18 protein-coding genes are annotated in these 19,046 nt (G+C 63.8%); 9 read left to right on the forward strand and 9 right to left on the reverse strand.

Annotated elements, in window-relative coordinates:
• Window positions 1-40 precede the first annotated feature (40 nt).
• Genes ACODSO_RS08690 through ku form a run of 3 tightly spaced genes read left to right on the forward strand, consistent with a single transcriptional unit; the run spans window position 41 to window position 2,955 of the window.
• A complete protein-coding gene (locus ACODSO_RS08690; protein ID WP_489036464.1) occupies window positions 41-829 on the forward strand; it encodes an SDR family oxidoreductase in 789 nt (262 codons plus the stop codon).
• Window positions 826-1,944 carry a lycopene cyclase family protein gene (locus tag ACODSO_RS08695; protein ID WP_489036466.1) on the forward strand — a complete coding sequence of 373 codons (1,119 nt, stop codon included), beginning with the start codon at window positions 826-828 and terminating at the stop codon, window positions 1,942-1,944. Before ACODSO_RS08690 ends, ACODSO_RS08695 begins: the two co-directional genes overlap by 4 nt.
• A gap of 51 nt (window positions 1,945-1,995) precedes the next feature.
• The gene (gene ku, locus ACODSO_RS08700) at window positions 1,996-2,955 is read left to right on the forward strand and encodes a non-homologous end joining protein Ku (RefSeq protein WP_489036468.1); all 960 of its coding nucleotides are present in this window, start codon (window positions 1,996-1,998) and stop codon (window positions 2,953-2,955) included.
• A gap of 6 nt (window positions 2,956-2,961) precedes the next feature.
• On the opposite strand, the gene ACODSO_RS08705 is transcribed toward ku, so the two are convergent.
• The 7 genes from ACODSO_RS08705 to ACODSO_RS08735 are packed head-to-tail and all read right to left on the reverse strand — an operon-like array spanning window position 2,962 to window position 9,431.
• Window positions 2,962-3,339, reverse strand: coding sequence for a metal-sulfur cluster assembly factor (locus ACODSO_RS08705; RefSeq protein ID WP_068368407.1), 378 nt, complete (start codon window positions 3,337-3,339; stop codon window positions 2,962-2,964).
• A 12-nt stretch (window positions 3,340-3,351) separates the two neighbouring features.
• Entirely contained in the window at window positions 3,352-3,816 is a 465-nt protein-coding gene (gene sufU / locus ACODSO_RS08710; RefSeq protein ID WP_068368410.1) for a Fe-S cluster assembly sulfur transfer protein SufU, read from the reverse strand.
• A 1-nt stretch (window position 3,817) separates the two neighbouring features.
• Entirely contained in the window at window positions 3,818-5,107 is a 1,290-nt protein-coding gene (locus ACODSO_RS08715; RefSeq protein WP_489036470.1) for a cysteine desulfurase, read from the reverse strand.
• A gap of 2 nt (window positions 5,108-5,109) precedes the next feature.
• Window positions 5,110-5,886: a Fe-S cluster assembly ATPase SufC gene (gene sufC, locus ACODSO_RS08720; RefSeq protein WP_068368416.1), complete on the reverse strand. Its 777-nt coding sequence runs from the start codon at window positions 5,884-5,886 to the stop codon at window positions 5,110-5,112.
• 30 nt (window positions 5,887-5,916) lie between these two features.
• On the reverse strand, window positions 5,917-7,146 hold the full coding sequence (sufD, locus tag ACODSO_RS08725; RefSeq protein ID WP_489036471.1) for a Fe-S cluster assembly protein SufD: 1,230 nt from the start codon (window positions 7,144-7,146) through the stop codon (window positions 5,917-5,919).
• Complete coding sequence (gene sufB / locus ACODSO_RS08730; RefSeq protein ID WP_442971309.1) at window positions 7,147-8,553, reverse strand: Fe-S cluster assembly protein SufB; 1,407 nt, start codon at window positions 8,551-8,553, stop codon at window positions 7,147-7,149.
• Window positions 8,554-8,606: 53 nt separating this feature from the next.
• A complete protein-coding gene (locus ACODSO_RS08735) occupies window positions 8,607-9,431 on the reverse strand; it encodes a helix-turn-helix transcriptional regulator (RefSeq protein ID WP_489036547.1) in 825 nt (274 codons plus the stop codon).
• A 180-nt stretch (window positions 9,432-9,611) separates the two neighbouring features.
• Between ACODSO_RS08735 and mptB the strand changes: the two genes are divergently transcribed.
• Genes mptB through ACODSO_RS08755 form a run of 4 tightly spaced genes read left to right on the forward strand, consistent with a single transcriptional unit; the run spans window position 9,612 to window position 14,110 of the window.
• Window positions 9,612-11,339: a polyprenol phosphomannose-dependent alpha 1,6 mannosyltransferase MptB gene (gene mptB / locus ACODSO_RS08740; protein WP_489036473.1), complete on the forward strand. Its 1,728-nt coding sequence runs from the start codon at window positions 9,612-9,614 to the stop codon at window positions 11,337-11,339.
• Entirely contained in the window at window positions 11,336-12,298 is a 963-nt protein-coding gene (locus ACODSO_RS08745; protein ID WP_231912308.1) for an ABC transporter ATP-binding protein, read from the forward strand. The genes mptB and ACODSO_RS08745 overlap by 4 nt, the downstream gene beginning before the upstream one ends.
• Entirely contained in the window at window positions 12,295-13,095 is an 801-nt protein-coding gene (locus tag ACODSO_RS08750; protein ID WP_489036475.1) for an ABC transporter permease, read from the forward strand. The genes ACODSO_RS08745 and ACODSO_RS08750 overlap by 4 nt, the downstream gene beginning before the upstream one ends.
• Before the next feature lie 55 nt (window positions 13,096-13,150).
• Entirely contained in the window at window positions 13,151-14,110 is a 960-nt protein-coding gene (locus ACODSO_RS08755; protein WP_489036476.1) for a COX15/CtaA family protein, read from the forward strand.
• A 108-nt stretch (window positions 14,111-14,218) separates the two neighbouring features.
• Here the strand turns inward: ACODSO_RS08755 and ACODSO_RS08760 are convergent, their stop codons facing one another.
• Window positions 14,219-14,602 (reverse strand): hypothetical protein, encoded by a 384-nt coding sequence (locus ACODSO_RS08760; protein ID WP_489036478.1) that lies wholly within the window; start codon window positions 14,600-14,602, stop codon window positions 14,219-14,221.
• Between the two features lie 73 nt (window positions 14,603-14,675).
• Here ACODSO_RS08760 and ACODSO_RS08765 point away from each other — a divergent pair, with 73 nt between their 5' ends.
• Window positions 14,676-15,641, forward strand: a complete 966-nt coding sequence (locus ACODSO_RS08765; RefSeq protein ID WP_489036480.1) for a quinone oxidoreductase family protein — start codon at window positions 14,676-14,678, stop codon at window positions 15,639-15,641.
• A 16-nt stretch (window positions 15,642-15,657) separates the two neighbouring features.
• Here the strand turns inward: ACODSO_RS08765 and ACODSO_RS08770 are convergent, their stop codons facing one another.
• Window positions 15,658-16,671: a heme o synthase gene (locus ACODSO_RS08770; protein WP_489036482.1), complete on the reverse strand. Its 1,014-nt coding sequence runs from the start codon at window positions 16,669-16,671 to the stop codon at window positions 15,658-15,660.
• Between the two features lie 274 nt (window positions 16,672-16,945).
• Between ACODSO_RS08770 and tkt the strand changes: the two genes are divergently transcribed.
• A complete protein-coding gene (gene tkt, locus ACODSO_RS08775) occupies window positions 16,946-19,045 on the forward strand; it encodes a transketolase (RefSeq protein WP_489036483.1) in 2,100 nt (699 codons plus the stop codon).
• Window position 19,046 lies beyond the last annotated feature (1 nt).

Here is a 19,046-nt window from a genome sequence, read left to right on the forward strand (position 1 = left end):
TCCGGACACGAACAGCCGTGACACCGGTAACGTCTCGCGCATGACCGCTGAGAACACTGCACCCAACAGGGATTTGACAGGCCGAGTTGCACTGATCACAGGAGCCAGTCGCGGAATCGGCAAGGCAATTGCCGCCGAACTGCTGAGCCGAGGCGCGAAGGTGGCCATCACGGCGCGCAAGCCGGAACCCCTCGCGGAAGCCGCTCGTGATCTACTCGCGGGCGCGCCTGCCGGGGCGCAGGTCTTGGACCTGCCGGGCAACGCAGGTGACTCCGATTCTCGTCGTGATGCCGTCGACCGGACGGTGGAGCAGTTGGGCTCACTCGACATACTCATCAACAACACCGGCATCAATCCGGTGTACGGATCGCTCATGGAAGCCGATCTCGAAGGTGTCAAGAAGATCTTCGACACGAACGTCGTAGCGACGCTCGGGTTCGTGCAGGAGGCCTATCGCGGATGGATGGGTGAGCATGGAGGCGCAGTCGTCAACCTGGCGAGCGTCGCCGGGTTGCGTTCGACCGGGGTCATCGCCGCGTACGGAGCGTCCAAGGCCGCACTGATCCGGTTGACCGAGGAACTTGCCTGGCAACTCGGCCCGTCGATCCGGGTCAACGCGGTCGCGCCAGGCGTCGTCAAGACCAAGTTCGCCGAAGCACTCGTCGCGGCAGGCGAGGACAACGCCGCTGCCGTCTATCCGATGAAGCGTCTCGGAACTCCCGAGGACGTCGCGAGCCTGGTCGGGTTCCTGGTGTCCGACGAATCGTCCTGGATCACCGGCGAAACGATCAGAGTCGACGGCGGCCTGTTGGCAACCGGCGGACTGTGAACCGTTCACTGTCCGCCGACCTCGTCGTCGTAGGGCTCGGACCAGCAGGCCGAGCACTGAGCAGCCGGGCGTCGGTCGCGGACATGGACGTCATCGCCGTCGATACCCATCCGGATCGGCAATGGACGCCGACCTACTCTGCCTGGGCCGACGAACTGCCGGAGTGGTTGCCGACATCGGCGGTCGGTTCCATCACCGACATGCCCGCAGCGTTCACGACAAAGCTGCAACCGATCGACCGGACGTACTGCGTGCTCGATACGGCTGCGCTGCAGAAATCTCTCGAGACCGAGAAAGTCCGCGTGTTGGCGGGCACTGCCGCGTCGGTGACGTCGACCTCGGTCCGCCTCACCGACGGTCGGGAACTGACGGGCCGCACCGTCGTCGATGCTCGGGGTTCGATGGGCCTGACCGGGCTGGCGGAACAGACGGCATACGGCGTCGTGGTCGACCGTGACCAGGCCGAGCCGCTCCTGGAGGGCTCGGGTGCGTGGTTCATGGACTGGCGCTACGACAACGGCGCCGCGACCTCGGCGGTGCCGAGCTTCCTGTACGCCGTCGCGCTCGACGCACACCACCTGCTGCTCGAAGAAACATGCCTGGTCGGCAGGCCCCCGCTGGACTACCGGGAACTGCGGCGCAGACTGCACACGAGATTGGCGAGTCGAGGACTGACGCTGTCCGGCACCGAGCCGGTCGAGCGGGTCCGCTTTCCGGTTCAACCGCCACCGCGCTCGCACTCGGATCGAGGCTCGGTGCGGTTCGGCGCACGATCATCGATGATGCATCCTGCAACTGGATACAGCGTCGCTGCGTCCCTGGCTGCGGCCGACAGTGTCGTCGACGCGCTACGACACGGAAAACGAGTCGGCACACTGTCCGTATGGACCGTTCAGCGTCTGCGGAATCTGGGGCTTCGTACCGCGCTCGGCCTCGATCCCGAGCTGGTTCCGCACTTCTTCGCGAGCTTCTTCGATCTGCCGGTGACACTGCAGAGGTCGTATCTGTCCGGCCGATCCGACGCGACGGGTACTGCCCTCGCCATGACCAGGATGTTTCCGACACTGCCGTCCGCAGCTCGTATCGCCATCGCTCGCACTGTGTTGGGCCGGTGAATTTCGAGCTATGGGTCGACTGAGGCACGCATCTCGGGAATCATGAACCCCATGCGTTCCATTTGGAAGGGCTCGATCGCCTTCGGACTCGTCAACGTCCCGGTAAAGGTGTACTCCGCCACCGAGACACACGACATCAGATTCCACCAGGTGCATGCGAAGGACGGCGGTCGGATCAAGTACGACCGCGTGTGCTCCGAATGCGGCAAGTCGGTGCAGTTCGCCGACATCGACAAGGCGTACGACTCCCCCGACGGTGAACGGGTGATCATCACCGACGAGGACTTCGACAAACTGCCGGCCGCCGAGAAGCACGAAATACCGGTGCTGGAATTCGTTCCGACCGACCAGATCGACCCGATTCTGTTCGACAAGAGTTACTTCCTCGAGCCGGATTCGTCGTCACCGAAGGCGTACGTGCTCCTGCGCCAAACGCTGATGGACACCGAGCGCACGGCTCTGGTCCATTTCACATTGCGGCAGAAGACACGCCTCGCTGCGCTTCGCGTACGGGACGATGTGTTGGTGATTCAGACCCTGCTCTGGCCCGACGAGGTCCGTGCCGCGGAATTTCCGTCCCTCGACGACGCGCCTGACGCCCGGCCGCAGGAAGTGAAGATGGCGACGTCCCTCGTCGAGAGCATGTCCTCGGACTTCGACCCGACCGAGTACACCGACGATTACCAGATCGAGCTTCGCAAATTGATCGACGACACGATCGCCAACGGTGGCGAGAAGGTCATCCGTACCGAGGAGGCATCCTCGGACGACGGAGAGGACGCAGAGGTAGTCGACCTGGTAGCCGCCTTGCAGCGCAGCGTGGAAGCAGCCGGCAAAAACGCGAAGAGTTCTGCGTCGGCCGAGAAAACGGACGCGCAGAAACCTCCGGCGAAGAAAGCACCTGCCAAGAAGGCTGCAACCAATTCAGCGGCGGCGAAGAAAGCAGCCGCGAAGAAAGCACCGGCCAAGGAGACGGCAGCCAAGAAGACCGCCGAACGCAAAGGCGCCTGAAACTCGTCAGACGGTGAAGCCGAGCGCCCTGAGCTGCTCGCGGCCGTCGTCGGTGATCTTGTCCGGGCCCCATGGTGGCAGCCAGACCCAGTTGATCTTGAGATCGGAACACAGGCCGCTACGCACGAGTGCGCCACGGGCCTGATCCTCGATGACATCGGTGAGCGGGCACGCCGCCGAGGTCAATGTCATGTCGACGGTGACGACGTCCTCGTCGTCGATCTTGATGTCGTACACCAGCCCGAGATCGACGACATTGATGCCGAGCTCCGGATCGACGACGTCGCGCATCGCCTCTTCGAGGTCCTCCAGGACCTTGATCTCCTCGGCAGTCAGTGCCGCCGGCGCAGTTTCGGGTGTACCTGTAACGGGTGTTTCGGTCATGCTTTCAGTCCTCTACGATCGTGCGGGTTCTTCGTGCGGAGCTTCTACTATTCGAACAACCGCGTCCTTGAAAGCCATCCACCCGAGCAATGCGCACTTGACGCGAGCCGGGTACTTCGAGACACCGGCGAAGGCGATCCCGTCACCGATGACGTCCTCGTCCCCCTCGACGTTACCCCGGCTCCCGACCATCGCACTGAATGCTTCGACGATCTCGAGCGCTCTGTCGACCGAGTGCCCGACGACTTGGTCGGTGAGGACGGAGGTGGCCGCTTGACTGATGGAGCATCCCTGGCCGTCGTAAGAGACGTCGGCGACGATGCCATCGGTGTCGATGTGAACACGCAGCGTCACTTCGTCACCGCACGTCGGATTGACGTGATGCACCTCGGCGCCGAACGGTTCGCGGAGGCCTCGTCCATGCGGATGCTTGTAGTGATCGAGGATCACTTCCTGGTACATCTGTTCCATTCGCATCTCAGGCGTCTCCTGCTCCGAGGGTGCCCCCGAAGAAACGCTGAGCACGCCGAATCGCGCTGGCCAGAACCGCTACCTCGTCGACGGTGTTGTACAGCGCGAACGACGCCCGTGCTGTTGCAGCAACACCGAACCGGCGGTGCAGCGGCCACGCGCAGTGGTGTCCGACGCGTATCGCAACACCCTCGTCATCGAGGATCTGACCGAGGTCGTGGGCGTGGATTCCGTCCACCACGAAAGAGACGGCAGAACCGCGGTTCACGTTGTCGTTCGGTCCGATCACACGGAGGCCGTCGATCGCGCCGAATTCGGCGAGAGTTGCTGCGACGAGCGTTTTCTCGTGTGCCGCTATGGAATCGATCCCGATCGCGTCCAAGTACTGCACTGCAGCGCCCAATCCGACGACCTGCGACGTCATAGGTACTCCGGCCTCGAACCGTTGAGGCGGCGGCGCGTACGTCGTCTTCTCCATGGTGACGGTCTCGATCATCGACCCTCCGGTGATGAACGGCGGCATCGCCTCGAGGAGAGCGGCCTTGCCGTACAGCACACCGACGCCCGACGGTCCGAGCATCTTGTGCCCGGAGAAAGCGGCGTAGTCGACGTCGAGCGCGTGGAAGTCGACTGCCATGTGCGGAACCGACTGGCAGGCGTCGAGGACGACGAGCGCACCGACCGAGTGCGCTCGACGCACGAGCTCCTCGACGGGTGCCACGGCGCCGGTGACGTTCGACTGATGAGTGAATGCTACGACTTTGACCGCGTCCGTCAGTTCGAGCGAGTCGAGGTCGATCCGTCCGTCTTCGGTCACGCCGTACCAGCGCAGCGTCGCTCCGGTGCGCCGGGCAAGTTCTTGCCAGGGAACGAGGTTCGCGTGATGTTCCAACTCGGTGATGACGATCTCGTCGCCAGGCCCGACGTGGCGGTCGAAGCGATCGTCCCCGAGCACGTAGGCGATCAGGTTCAACGACTCGGTCGCATTCTTGGTGAACACCAGCTCGTCGGCATCTGCTCCGACGAACGATCCGATGAGCGCACGAGCACCCTCGTACGCGTCGGTGGCTTCCTCCGCGAGTTGATGCGCACCCCGATGGACAGCAGCGTTGCACGTGACCAGGAATTCACGTTCGGCATCCAACACCTGCACCGGCCGCTGAGACGTGGCACCGGAATCGAGATACACCAGCGGTTTGCCGTCGCGTACCGTCCGAGCCAGGATCGGGAAGTCCGCTCGGACCGACGAGACGTCGAATGTTCTCTCGTTCAGGGTTGCTGGTGCAGGACTGGCCATGGTCACGCTCCGGTCGTTGCAGCCTGCGTGAATCCGGCGTAGCCGTTCGACTCCAGCTCGTCGGCGAGTTCTGCGCCGCCTGACTGGACGATCTTGCCGCCGACGAAGACGTGTACGAAGTCCGGCTTGATGTATCGCAGGATTCGCGTGTAGTGCGTGATCAGCAGAACTCCGCCGTCCTCGCGCTCCTTGTATGCGTTGACTCCCTCGGACACCACGCGAAGCGCATCGACGTCGAGCCCTGAGTCGGTCTCGTCGAGGATGGCGATCTTGGGCTTGAGCAGACCGAGCTGAAGGATCTCGTGACGCTTCTTTTCGCCACCGGAGAACCCTTCGTTGACGCTACGGTCAGCGAACTCGTCCTTGATCTCCAGCTCGCCCATCGCGTTCTTCACTTCTTTGACCCACAGGCGAAGCTTCGGTGCATCTCCACGGACAGCGGTCGCGGCCGTGCGGAGGAAGTTGGACATCGACACGCCGGGCACCTCGACGGGGTACTGCATCGCGAGGAACAAGCCTGCACGAGCACGCTCGTCGACGCTCATGTCGAGAACGTTCTCGCCGTCGAGGGTGATGGTCCCCGAGGTGACGGTGTATTTGGGGTGTCCTGCGATCGCGTAGGACAGCGTGGACTTGCCGGATCCGTTGGGACCCATGATGGCGTGGGTTTCGCCGGACTTCACCGTCAGGTCGACTCCCTTGAGGATGTCGATCGGATCTGCGGAGGCGTCCGAGTTGGCGACGCTGACGTGCAAGTCGCGGATTTCTAGCGTGGACATGACGTTTCCTTACGAAGTTCGTTTAAATGACTAGGCGCCGGTCAGGGCGAGTTCGGTCTCGATTGCGGCGTCGAGTCGCTCGCGCACCGCGGCGACCGGAATCCGGTCGATGATCTCGTGGAAGAAGCCGCGCACGATCAATCGGCGGGCGGCTTCTTCGGAAATTCCGCGGGCGCGCAGGTAGAACAACTGCTCGTCGTCGAATCGGCCGGTGGCACTTGCGTGTCCGGCGCCGAGGATCTCACCCGTTTCGATCTCGAGGTTCGGCACGGAGTCCGCGCGTGCACCGTCGGTGAGGACGAGATTGCGATTGAACTCGAACGTGCTGGTGTCCTCGGCTTCCGCGCGAATGAGCACGTCCCCGATCCACACAGTGTGTGCGTCGACCTTTCCCGGCCCGGTCTCACCTTGAAGTGCGCCCTTGTAGAGCACATTCGACTTGCACTTGGGAGCCGTGTGGTCCACCAGCAGTCGCTGTTCGAGGTGCTGACCGGCATCGGCGAAGTACAGACCGAAGAGCTCCGCGTCGCCTCCCGGAGCGTCGTAGTGGACCGTGGGACTGACGCGAACCAGGTCGCCGCCGAGACTTACGTTGAAGTGGCGGAGTACCGAATCGCGACCGAGGCGAGCGTGGTGCGCCCCAACGTGCACGGTGTCGATCTCCCAGTCCTGAATCAGGACGACGGTGAGTTGTGCGCTGTCGTCGACGATGAACTCGATGTTCTCGGCGTACGTTCCGCTGCCGATCTGATCGATCACCACGGTGGCCTTCGCGAACTTCTCGAGCCGAATCTGCAGGTGCCCGTAGGCCACTGCATCGATGCCGGGTCCGGTGATCGTGATGTCGACGGGCCCGTCGACCTCGACCTCCGATGCAACAGTCACCACGGTTGCCTCTGCGAACGCCGAATACGCCTGCGCTGCGACACGGTCCGCAGGGACGCCGGCGACGCCGAGACGCTTGTCGTCACGACCGACCTTCTCGATCGTCACTCCGTCGGGGGCGGACACAGCGATATCGGCGCCCGAGGTGGCCGGCGCAGACCCGTCGTGAAGACCACGCAGCCGCCGAAGCGGTGTGAAGCGCCACAGCTCGTCGCGCCCGGATGGAATCTCGAAGGCGTCGACGTCGTACGAGGTGAACTGAGCACCTTTGTTGGCGACGAGCTTCGACTTGTCTTCCCGGCCCGAGGTCGGGTTTTCGGAGTTGACTGCGCCGATCACTCCGTCGAGAGGAACTCCTGCAAGGGGATTGCTCACTTATCCGACCGACCCTTCCATCTGAAGCTCGATGAGCCGGTTGAGCTCGAGCGCGTATTCCATCGGGAGCTCACGAGCGATCGGCTCGACGAAACCTCGCACGACCATCGCCATTGCTTCGTCCTCGGTCAGACCACGACTCATCAGGTAGAAAAGTTGATCGTCGCTGACCTTGGACACGGTTGCCTCGTGTCCCATCGAGACGTCGTCCTCGCGGATGTCCACGTACGGGTAGGTATCCGAGCGCGAGATCGTGTCGACCAGCAGCGCATCGCACTTCACCGTCGAGCGCGAACCGTACGCGCCCTTGTTGATCTGAATCAGGCCGCGGTACGACGTGCGGCCTCCGCCACGCGCCACCGACTTGCTGACGATGTTCGACGAGGTGTGCGGCGCCAGGTGCAGCATCTTCGAGCCGGTGTCCTGGTGTTGGTCCGGTCCGGCGAACGCGACCGAGAGAACCTCGCCCTTGGCGTACTCACCAGTCATCCAGACGGCCGGGTACTTCATGGTGACCTTGGAGCCGATGTTGCCGTCGACCCACTCCATCGTTGCGCCTGCCTCGGCCTTGGCGCGCTTGGTGACCAGGTTGTAGACGTTGTTCGACCAGTTCTGAATGGTCGTGTAGCGGCAACGACCGCCCTTCTTGACGATGATCTCCACCACGGCGGAGTGCAACGAATCCGACTTGTAGATCGGCGCGGTGCAACCCTCGACGTAGTGCACGTAGGCACCCTCGTCGACGATGATCAGCGTGCGCTCGAACTGACCCATGTTCTCGGTGTTGATCCGGAAGTAGGCCTGCAGCGGGATGTCCACGTGAACGCCCGGCGGGATGTAGATGAACGATCCACCGGACCATACGGCCGTGTTCAGCGCAGAGAACTTGTTGTCGCCTGCGGGAATCACGGTGCCGAAGTACTCGCGGAACAGCTCCGGCTGCTCCTTGAGCGCGGTGTCGGTGTCGAGGAACAACACACCCTGCGCTTCGAGGTCCTCACGGATCGAGTGGTAGACCACCTCGGACTCGTACTGAGCGGCGACACCGGAAACCAGGCGCTGCTTCTCCGCCTCGGGGATGCCGAGCTTGTCGTAGGTGTTCTTGATGTCCTCCGGCAGGTCCTCCCACGTTGCAGCCTGCTTCTCGCTGGAGCGCACGAAGTACTTGATGTTGTCGAAGTCGATTCCGTCGAGGTTGGAACCCCAGTTCGGCATCGGCTTGCGATCGAAGGTCTTCAGCGCCTTCAGCCGAGCTTCCAACATCCACTCGGGCTCGCTCTTCTTGGAAGAGATGTCGCGCACGACTGCTTCCGAAAGGCCGCGCTTCGCGCTTTCACCGGCAACGTCCGAGTCGGACCAGCCGTAGCCGTAGGTGCCGAGCGAGGCAATGGTCTCGTCCTGCGTCATCGGCACTGCTGGGGTCATCGGCGCTGCTGGTGTCACCTGATCTGGTGTGACGGTCATGCGAGCTCCTTCCGGAGGCTTGTGCGTTCTCCGGCGCGGGGCTGCGCGCCGGACACTGTCGAGGGGGTGGTTCGTCTGGTCGGCATGTTGAGGGGTACGTGGGTGGTGCAGGCACAGTCGCCGTTCGCGATGGTCGCGAGGCGTTGCACGTGGGTGCCGAGCAATTCGGAGAACGCCGCACGCTCCGCATCGCAGAGCTCGGGGAATTCTGCGGCGACGTGCGAGACCGGGCAGTGGTGTTGGCAAATCTGTACACCGTTGCCCACCACCCGCGTCGATGCGGCGAAACCAGCTGCGGTGAATGCGTCCGCAATCCTGTCGGCGGCTTCCTCGACGTCAGCGGGACGGTCACCGTCCACGGGTTCGACGTCCGCCACGATCGCATCGACTCGCTGGCGTGCGAAGGTCTCGATTGCGGCGTCACCACCGATCTTGCGCAGCTGACGCATCGCAGCGCCGGCAAGATCGTCGTACGTATGGCCGAGCTTGTTGCGTCCAACGGCGGTCAGCTGGAAGTGCTTGGCAGGGCGGCCCCGACCGCGCTGACGAAGTGCGCGCACCGGCGCGACACGTGCTTCCCCGTTGTCGATGAGAGCTTCGAGGTGACGGCGAACGCCTGCTGCGCTCAAGCCGAGTCGATTACCGATATCCGAGGCGGTGATCGGACCCTCTTCGAGAAGAAGTGTCACCACGGCAGACCGAGTGTGTCCTTCCTGGCCCGCGGTAGCCTGACCAGCAGCCGAAGAACTCAGCACAGCCTCGACTCCCGGCGGAGCAGTCATGCCGACATCGGCACTTCCGTCCGCACGCGTAGAGCTCATTGCTGTTTTCACAACACCAGTGTGACGGAATTGTCGGCACCGGTCCAGCAAGGGTGCCCTTCTTCACCCGATGGCGGGACCAGGGAATACAGCGTCCCCGCAAGGAGTTGCATACCTCCCCGGACGCGTCAGCGCTAGCGGCCTTCAGACGTTCGAAGTGGTCACGGCTACGCTGCCAACGTGCCACCGACCGCAGACGAGCTGAACTCCGACGAGACTCGGCCGGAACCAGAACTGCCGATTCGCGCGCGCGTCGCCCACACCGTCAGACGCATCGTCGGTCTCGATGCGAACCAACCCTCGTCCAGTGTTTCGGTCCTTCACGGCGACGAGGCCGAAGCGCCCGGTCTGAACGAAACCGAGACCCGTCAACTGCGCGGAATTCGACGTTTCGGCGCCGCCGGAGCGATCATGATGTCTCTCGGTGCGCTGGGAGCGGGGGCACAACCGGTGCTTCAGAACCCCGTCGTCGGAATCCGGATACTCAGCCTTCCCTCTCGGATGGCGACGACCGCTCTGACCGTAACCATGATCGGCACCGTCATGGTGGTGCTGGCCTGGTTGCTCCTCGGCAGATTCGCAGTAGGTCGGCTCCGGGACGGAAACGTACCTCGTCGGATGACGCGGTCTCAGTTGGACCGGACGCTCCTGCTGTGGATCCTGCCGCTGTGCGTCGCGCCCCCGATGTTCAGCCGCGACGTCTACTCGTATCTCGCGCAGAGCGAGATCACCGCCCGCGGACTCGATCCCTATGCGATCGGTCCCGCTGGGGCCCTCGGCGTCGACAACGTCCTCACTCGTACGGTGCCGAACATCTGGCGCGACACCCCAGCACCCTACGGCCCACTGTTTCTCTGGATGGGTAAAGGAATCACGTGGTTGACCGGAGAGAACATCGTCGCCGGCATCTTCTTTCATCGCCTGCTCGCCCTCGCCGGGGTCGCGCTGATCGTGTGGGCGCTTCCCCGCCTGGCACGTCGGTGTGGTGTCGCCTCGGTCAGCGCGCTGTGGCTCGGCGCGGCCAACCCCCTCCTGCTCTTTCACCTCGTGGCAGGTATTCACAACGAGGCGTTGATGATCGGACTGATGCTGGCGGGTACTGAGCTGGGTCTACGTGCAATAGCGTCCGCGAAGCCGCTGCAAGGAAAGCCGTTGTTGCTCTTGATAGCCGGTGCCGGCCTCATCGCGTTGTCGTCGACGGTGAAGATTCCGTCGTTGATCGCCCTCGGTTTCGTCGGAATGGCGCTTGCCAGGAGATGGGGTGGGACGCCGCGGGCGGTCCTGTCGTCCGCGGCGCTGCTCGGTGCCGTCGCCATCGTGATCATCGGCGGGGTCAGCGTCGTCAGTGGGTTGGGCTTCGGGTGGATCAATACACTCGGTACGGCGGGCGTTGTGCGGAGCTGGATGTCGATACCGACGATCCTGGGCCTCGGCACCGGTTTCGCCGGGGTTCTGCTCGGGCTGGGTGACCACACGACTGCTGTGCTCGGTCTCACGCGTCCGATTGCCGCCGTCGTCGCCGGGTTCGTCGCGCTACGCATGTTGGTCGCGGTACTGAAGGGACGTCTGCATCCGGTCGGAGCTCTCGGGGTGACTCTGGGTGCGGTGGTACTTCTGTTCCCGGTGGTCCAGCCCTGGTACCTGCTATGGGCAGTCACCCCACTCGCGGCGTGGGCGACGACTCGCGCTTTCCGCGGACCGGCCATCGCCTTCTCCTCGATCGTGAGTGTCATCCTGATGCCGAACGGCAGCGAGTACCAGCCGTTCCAGATCGTTCAAGCAGCGGTGATGACCATCTTGACCATTGGAATCCTGTTTCTGCTTACCCGCTCCAGTCTGCCGTGGCGCGGCACGACCGGACCACCGGTGCCAGGCCGCGCGGGCGAGGAATACGCTGGTTCCTCGTGATCGCCGGTGCGCAGAGAAGAAGCGGGGCGTCGAAGTCGGCGCAGCCCGCAGTGCAGTTGACCGACGTACGAAAGACGTACGACGGCGTGGCGGCGGTCGATGGCCTCCGACTCGAGGTCGGTCAAGCGCAGGTACTGGCGCTGCTCGGCCCGAACGGCGCAGGCAAGACCACCACGGTGGAGATGTGCGAAGGATTCGTCACTCCGGACTCGGGGACCGTTCGCGTACTGGGTCTCGATCCTGTCGGTCAATCCTCACAGCTACGCCCGCGCATCGGCGTCATGCTGCAGGGCGGTGGCGCCTATCCGGGGGCGAAAGCCGGTGAGATGCTCCGACTCGTCGCGTCGTACTCGGCCGACCCCCTCGACCCCGACTGGCTTCTCGATTGTCTTGGCTTGGAACACGCCGTCAAGACCCCGTATCGACGTCTGTCCGGTGGGCAGCAGCAGCGACTGGCATTGGCATGCGCCATTGTCGGCCGTCCCGAACTCGTCTTCCTCGACGAGCCGACCGCAGGGCTCGACGCGCAGGCACGGTTGCTGGTGTGGGAGTTGATCGACGCACTTCGCCGCGACGGCGTCAGCGTCCTCATCACGACACACTTGATGGACGAAGCAGAGCAACTCGCCGACGAGTTGGTCATCATCGATCACGGCAAGATCGTCGCCTCCGGGACCGCGTCCGAGCTGACCAAACAGGGCGCCGAGGGCCGGTTGCGATTCAGCGCCCCTCCGCGTCTCGAGCTGTCGCTGCTCGATGCGGCTCTGCCTCCCGGTTACCACCCGACCGAAGAGACACCTGGTTCATATGTGATCGAAGGCGTCATCGAGCCGCCGATCCTGGTCACGGTCACGTCGTGGTGCGCCGAACAAGACGTCCTTGCCACCGAACTCCAGGTTGATCAACGGCGCCTGGAAGACGTATTTCTGGAATTGACCGGCAGGGAGCTGAGACGATGACGGCGCGCAGAGATGTCCGGGTGGCCGACAATCGCTTCGAAGTCGGGCTCTTCGCCCCGAAACCGCAGCCCAGTTCGCCGATGGTCATGTTGACGGCGCAATCGCTCCTCGAATTGAAGCTGTTGCTGCGAAACGGTGAACAACTGCTGCTCACCATGTTCATTCCGATCACCCTCCTGGTCGGGCTGACTCTGCTCCCGCTCGGCGCGATGGGCACCGAACCGGTGAACCAGGTCGTTCCGGCAGTGATGATGGTGGCCGTCATGTCGACGGCCTTCACCGGCCAAGCCATCGCAGTAGGTTTCGACCGCCGCTACGGCGCGCTGAAACGCCTAGGTGCGACGCCGTTGCCCAAGTGGGGAATCATCGGGGGCAAGGCGGCCGCCGTACTGTTGGTCGTCGTCCTGCAGTCGGTCGTGCTGGGCTCGATCGGACTTGCACTCGGATGGCGACCCGCCCCAGCCGGTCTACTTCTCGGTGCAGTGGTGATAGCACTCGGGACCGTGACGTTCGCGACGATGGGCCTGCTGCTCGGCGGGACTCTGCGAGCCGAGATCGTTCTCGCGCTCGCCAACATTCTCTGGTTCGTCATGCTGGGAATAGGCTCGCTCGTCGTACTGGCCGAGGAACTCCCTACCGCGCTGCACACCATCGCGCGAGTTGTTCCGTCCGGCGCTCTCGCCGAAGCGCTCGGTCAAGCCGTCACCGGCTCGCTGGACTGGTTCGGGATAGCCGTCCTCACCGGGTGGGCGCTGCTGTGCGGCTGGCTCGCGGTACGTACCTTCCGGTTCACCTGAGCAGGCCGACGGGGTCAACGACAGCCTGTAGTTGACCGCCGTTTACCATCGTCACGTGCTGTATCGAGTGTTCCTGCGTCTAGTCGACCGATTGCCACTGCCGTCGTTGCGGGTGCAGAAGATCCTGGCGTTCATCGTCATCCTCACCCAGGGTGGGATAGCTGTGACCGGCGCGATCGTGCGCGTCACCGCGTCCGGTCTCGGATGTCCGACGTGGCCGCAGTGCTTTCCCGGCAGCTTCACACCCGTCGGTGTCTCCGAAGTTCCGGTCCTGCACCAGGCCGTCGAATTCGGCAATCGGCTGCTCACGTTCGTGGTTGTACTCGCGGCCGCGGCCATCGTGCTCGCGGTCACTCGCGCACGCCGTCGCCGCGGGGTCCTCGTCTTTGCATGGCTGATGCCACTCGGAACCGTCGTGCAAGCCATTCTCGGTGGAGTCACCGTGCTCACCGGCCTCCTGTGGTGGACCGTCGCCATCCACTTCATCGCATCGATGGCGATGGTGTGGTTGGCGACGCTGCTGTACTTCAAGATCGGTGAACGGGATTCCGACTCGCTGGTGACGAAGACGGTTCCCGAACCTCTGCGACTTCTCACCGGGTTGTCCGGAATTCTGCTCGCCGGTGTTCTCATCGCAGGCACGATGGTCACGGGGGCCGGCCCGCATGCAGGAGACAAGAGCATCGACGAACCCGTCCCCCGCTTCCAGGTGGAGGTAGTGACGCTCGTCCACCTGCACTCACAACTCCTGGTGGGCTATCTCGCGCTGCTGGTCGGCCTCGGATTCGCTCTCTACGCAGTCAGGGCTCCGGAGATGGTCAAGAAACGCTTGAAGATAGTCGTCGCGATCGTGCTCGCGCAGGCGCTCATCGGAATCGTTCAGTATCTGACCGACGTGCCTGCCGCACTCGTTGCCGTGCATGTGGCGGGAGCAGGAGCATGCACCGCCGCAACGGCAGCCGTATGGGCTGCATGCCGAGTGCGGACGCCAAGTGTGGAGCCGAGCACAGTATGACGGAGGAGAGGTAGCCGGTCTCCCCCTCAGACGACCGACTACCTCTCCATATGTTTCGACGCAACGAACCGTCGAATGGTTCCGGCGAGTGCCGAATTTTTTCGAGCTCTATTCCATCGCTGAGTTGCGCGCCTTGGGGAAGCGAGTCTGTCGAGCAACCCACCCGGCCATCTTGCGGTAGTGCCCGCGAGCAGGATTGACCGAACTGACCAGTTCGCGATCCCATTCGGACTCGGTGAGTCCGTCGACCGCGTCGACGAGCGCGTGGGCGATGTCGTTGTTCTCCACGACCTGATCACCGAGAACGCCGTCGGCACCGACGAGAGTCACCCGCGTGCCTACCCGGCCGATCGGCTGAATGACCACGTTTCCGGTACCACCGTGTTCGCCGACGAATGCCTTGATCGCGGACAGCGCATGAGGCGGTACCTTCACTTTCGTATCGGTGCCCGCGTCCGTGTCCGATGTCGTGTTCTCTGCTTCGGTCGCCATACCTGGAGACGATACCCGCCGGTAACTTCGGCCGCGCCGATACCTGCCTTTGCCGCCCGTGTAGAACGGGAGCATGCGCGCAGTGGAGATTCGAGAACACGGTGGCCCCGAGGTGATGACTACGGTCGACCTTCCAGAGCCGGTCCCCGGGCCAGGAGAGCTGCTCGTCAGGGTCGAGGCGGCAGGAGTCAACTTCATCGACACGTACTTCCGCAGTGGGTTGTACAGCCGTGCACTCCCCTACGTGCCGGGTGAGGAGGGATGCGGCGTCGTGGAGCATGTCGGCGCCGAGGTGAGTGAGTTCTTCGTAGGCCAGCGCGTCGCCTGGGCGAGTGCCCCGGGCAGCTATGCCGAGCAAGTCCTGGTCCCCGCGCGGAGCGCTGTGGCAGTGCCCGAAGGTGTGCCGGCCGACCAGGCCGCGTCGACGCTGCTCCAGGGCATGACTGCGCACTACCTGATCCGGTCCACCTACCCTGCACGGTCCGGTGAGACCGTCCTCGTCCACGCCGGCGCGGGTGGCGTCGGGTTGATCTTGACCCAGCTTGCGGTCGCTCGGGGTGTCCGGGTGATCAGCACCGTATCCACGGACGAGAAGGAGCAACTCTCGCGCACCGCAGGCGCATCCGATGTAGTGCGGTACGACGACGACATTGCCGCGCGGGTCCGCGAACTCACCGAGGGTCAGGGTGTCCACGCGGTCTACGACGGCGTCGGGGCCGCGACCTTCGAGCAGAGCCTGGCGGCGTTGCGTGTTCGCGGAACGCTTGCCCTGTTCGGTGCTGCGAGTGGTCCGGTGCCGCCGTTCGACCCGCAGCGACTCAACTCGGCAGGTTCGCTCTTCCTGACGCGCCCTACGCTTGCCCACCACGTTCGTGACCGCAGTGAACTGGAATGGCGTGCAGGTGAGGTGTTCAAGGCGGTCTCCGACGGTGCGCTCGACATCCGAGTCGGCGCACGCTATCCGCTGTCGAAAGCCACTGCTGCGCACGAGGACCTCGAAGGGCGTCGTACGACCGGATCCATCGTGCTGATCCCGTGATTCCCAGGTACCGGCCTCAGGTCAGTAGCTGAGCGAGGGTATCCCAGCCGAGGACGGAATCGACCGCAAGACCGCAGAACACCAGCGCCAGGTATTCGTTGGACAGAATGAACAGCTTGAGGGGTTTGACCGGGGTCCCGGCCCGCACCCCCGCATAGAGTCGATGCGCCACGACGAGGAACCAGATTCCAGACGCCAGTGCCACGACGGCGTAGATCACACCCGATCCAGGAGCCAGTGCAAGAGTGGCGGCGACCGTGGCCCATGCGTACACCACGATGTGCTTGGTGACCTTGGTCTCTGACGCCACCGCGGGCAGCATCGGCACATTCGCCGCCTGGTAGTCCTCCTTGTACCGGAGCATGAGAGCCCAGGTATGAGGTGGGGTCCACAGGAAGATGACCATGAACATCACCACGGCCTGCCAGCCGATCGTCCCGGTCACCGCGGACCAGCCGATCATCACCGGCATGCAGCCGGCCGCACCGCCCCACACCACGTTCTGCGACGTTCGACGCTTGAGAACGAGCGTGTAGACGAAAATGTAGAAGCAGATGGTGACGACGGCGAGGATTCCACTCAGCAGGTTCGTGGTGGTCCACAGCCAGAAGAACGACACGACGCCAAGCGTCACACCGAACACGAACGCGTGCGAGACGGGCATCGCGCCGCGTGCGAGCGGTCGCTTCGCGGTGCGCGCCATCACCTTGTCGATGTCTGCGTCCGCGACCATGTTGAGGCAATTCGCGCTTGCCGCAGCGAGCATGCCGCCGAACAGCGTCGTGAGGATGAGACCGGGCTGCACCTGACCGCGATCGGCCAACAGCATCGCCGGGATGGTCGTGACGAGCAGAAGTTCGATGACTCGCGGCTTGGTCAACGCGACATAGGCCATGATCAGGGCCAGCGCCCGACGAGGCGCAGACTTCACCTGCGCGCCCTCGTCGCCGAAGTCCTCGACCTCGTGGTCGTCGGGATGACCAGAGCCGCCTGCGAATCCGTGGCCGCCCGGCTGCTGCCCAATTCGCACTACGTCTCCTTGCACGGGCTCGAAACACACATGATCTTCAGCGCGCACTCCTCCACCGTCGATCGGTGCGGCGCGCACTACTACAGGCGATGGTAGACGTCGAGCACCCCGTCTCCAATTCTCAGGGCACCCAAACCGCGTTGCAGGCGCCTGATAGGGGGATGGCACGACAGCAAGCGCGCGCGGAACTAGGCTGGTAGCGGACGCGAAAGATCTACATCGCGATCGGTCGCGTTACGGCCACACTCGTACCAATGTCAGGAGATCTCTGCTCGTGTCGATCACAGACGATATTGACGTCCTCACCACGGCGCACCACCCCAGCGACTGGACGGACCTGGACACCAGGGCGGTCGACACCGTCAGAGTCCTCGCTGCGGATGCGGTACAGAAGGTCGGCAACGGTCACCCCGGCACTGCAATGAGCCTGGCACCGCTCGCCTACACACTCTTTCAGCGCACGATGCGTCACGATCCGACCGACACCACCTGGATCGGTCGCGACCGCTTCGTTCTCTCGTGCGGTCACTCGAGCCTGACCCTGTACCTGCAGTTGTACTTGGGCGGCTTCGGACTCGAACTGATCGACATCGAGTCGCTGCGCACCTACAAGTCGAAGACTCCCGGCCACCCCGAGTTCCGCCACACAGACGGCGTCGAGATCACCACCGGCCCTCTCGGCCAGGGATTGGCCTCGGCAGTCGGCATGGCGATGGCATCGCGCCGTGAGCGTGGACTGTTCGATCCCGAGCCCGCACTCGGAGACAGCCCGTTCGACCACTTCATCTATGTCATCGCATCGGATGGCGACATCGAAGAGGGCATCACTTCCGAGGCGTCGTCTCTGGCCGGAACGCAGCAGCTCGGCAACCTGATCCTGTTCTACGACGACAACAAGATCTCGATCGAGCACTCGACCGACATCGCACTGTCGGAGAACACGGCCGCTCGCTACGAGGCGTACGGCTGGCACGTTCAGGTAGTCGAGGGCGGGGAGAACGTCACCGCGATCGAGGCAGCCATCGAGGCAGCCAAGGCCGTCACCGACAAGCCGTCGATCATCGTTCTGCGCACCATCATCGGGTTCCCTGCACCGACCATGATGAACACCGGTGCAGTACACGGCGCCGCACTCGGCGACGAGGAGATCGAGAAGGTCAAGAAGGCCCTCGGATTCGACCCGGAGAAGAAGTTCGAAGTCACCGACGAGGTCATTGCGCACACCCGGGCGCTTACCGAGCGTGGACGCAAGGCACACGCAGAGTGGAACACCGAATTCGACGCTTGGGCCGCACGCGAGCCCGAGCGCAAGCAGCTTCTCGATCGACTGACCGCCGGAGATCTTCCCGAGGGCTGGACCGACGTCCTCCCGACCTGGGAACCAGGCAGCAAAGCCATCGCAACCCGCGCGGCGTCCGGTGAGGTCCTCAATGCCGTCGGACCCGTACTGCCCGAGCTGTGGGGCGGATCCGCCGACCTCGCCGGTAGCAACAACACCACGATCAAGGGCGCCAAGTCGTTCGGTCCCACATCGATCTCGACCGACGACTGGGATGCCGAGCCCTACGGTCGCACGCTGCACTTCGGCATCCGCGAGCACGCGATGGGCGCGATCCTGTCCGGCATTGTCATGCACGGACCCACCCGCGCCTACGGCGGCACGTTCATGCAGTTCAGCGACTACATGCGTCCGGCAGTTCGGCTGGCGTCGTTGATGGACATCGATCCCATCTACGTCTGGACTCACGACTCCATCGGACTCGGTGAGGACGGTCCGACGCACCAGCCGGTCGAGCACCTCGCCGCGCTGCGCGCCATCCCGAATCTGTCGGTGGTTCGCCCGGGTGACGCCAACGAGACCGCGTACGCGTGGCAGTCGGTTCTTGCCCGATCCAGCAGCAGCGGTCCTGTCGGTTTGGCCCTGACGCGTCAGGGCATCCCCATTCTGGAGGGAACGAGCTACGAGGGTGTGTCGAAGGGTGGCTACATCCTCTCCGAGTCCTCCAAGGCGGCGCCCGATGTCGTGCTCATCGGCACCGGGTCCGAATTGCAGTACGCCGTCGACGCGCAGAAGCAGCTCGAGGCACAGGGAATTGCTGCGCGTGTCGTCTCGATGCCGTGCGTGGAATGGTTCGAAAGCCAGGATCAGAACTACCGCGACCAGGTCATCCCGCCGACCGTCAAGGCTCGTGTGTCGATCGAAGCCGGCATCGCGATGCCGTGGTGGAAGATCGTCGGCGGCTTCGGCGAGATCATCTCCCTCGAGCACTACGGCGAATCCGCAGATGCCAAGACGCTCTTCCGTGAGTTCGGATTCACTGCCGAGGCCGTGACCGCGGCCGCGCAGCGCTCGATCACCAATGTGAAGGGATAAC

Source organism: Rhodococcus sp. FG69 (genome assembly GCF_057808915.1).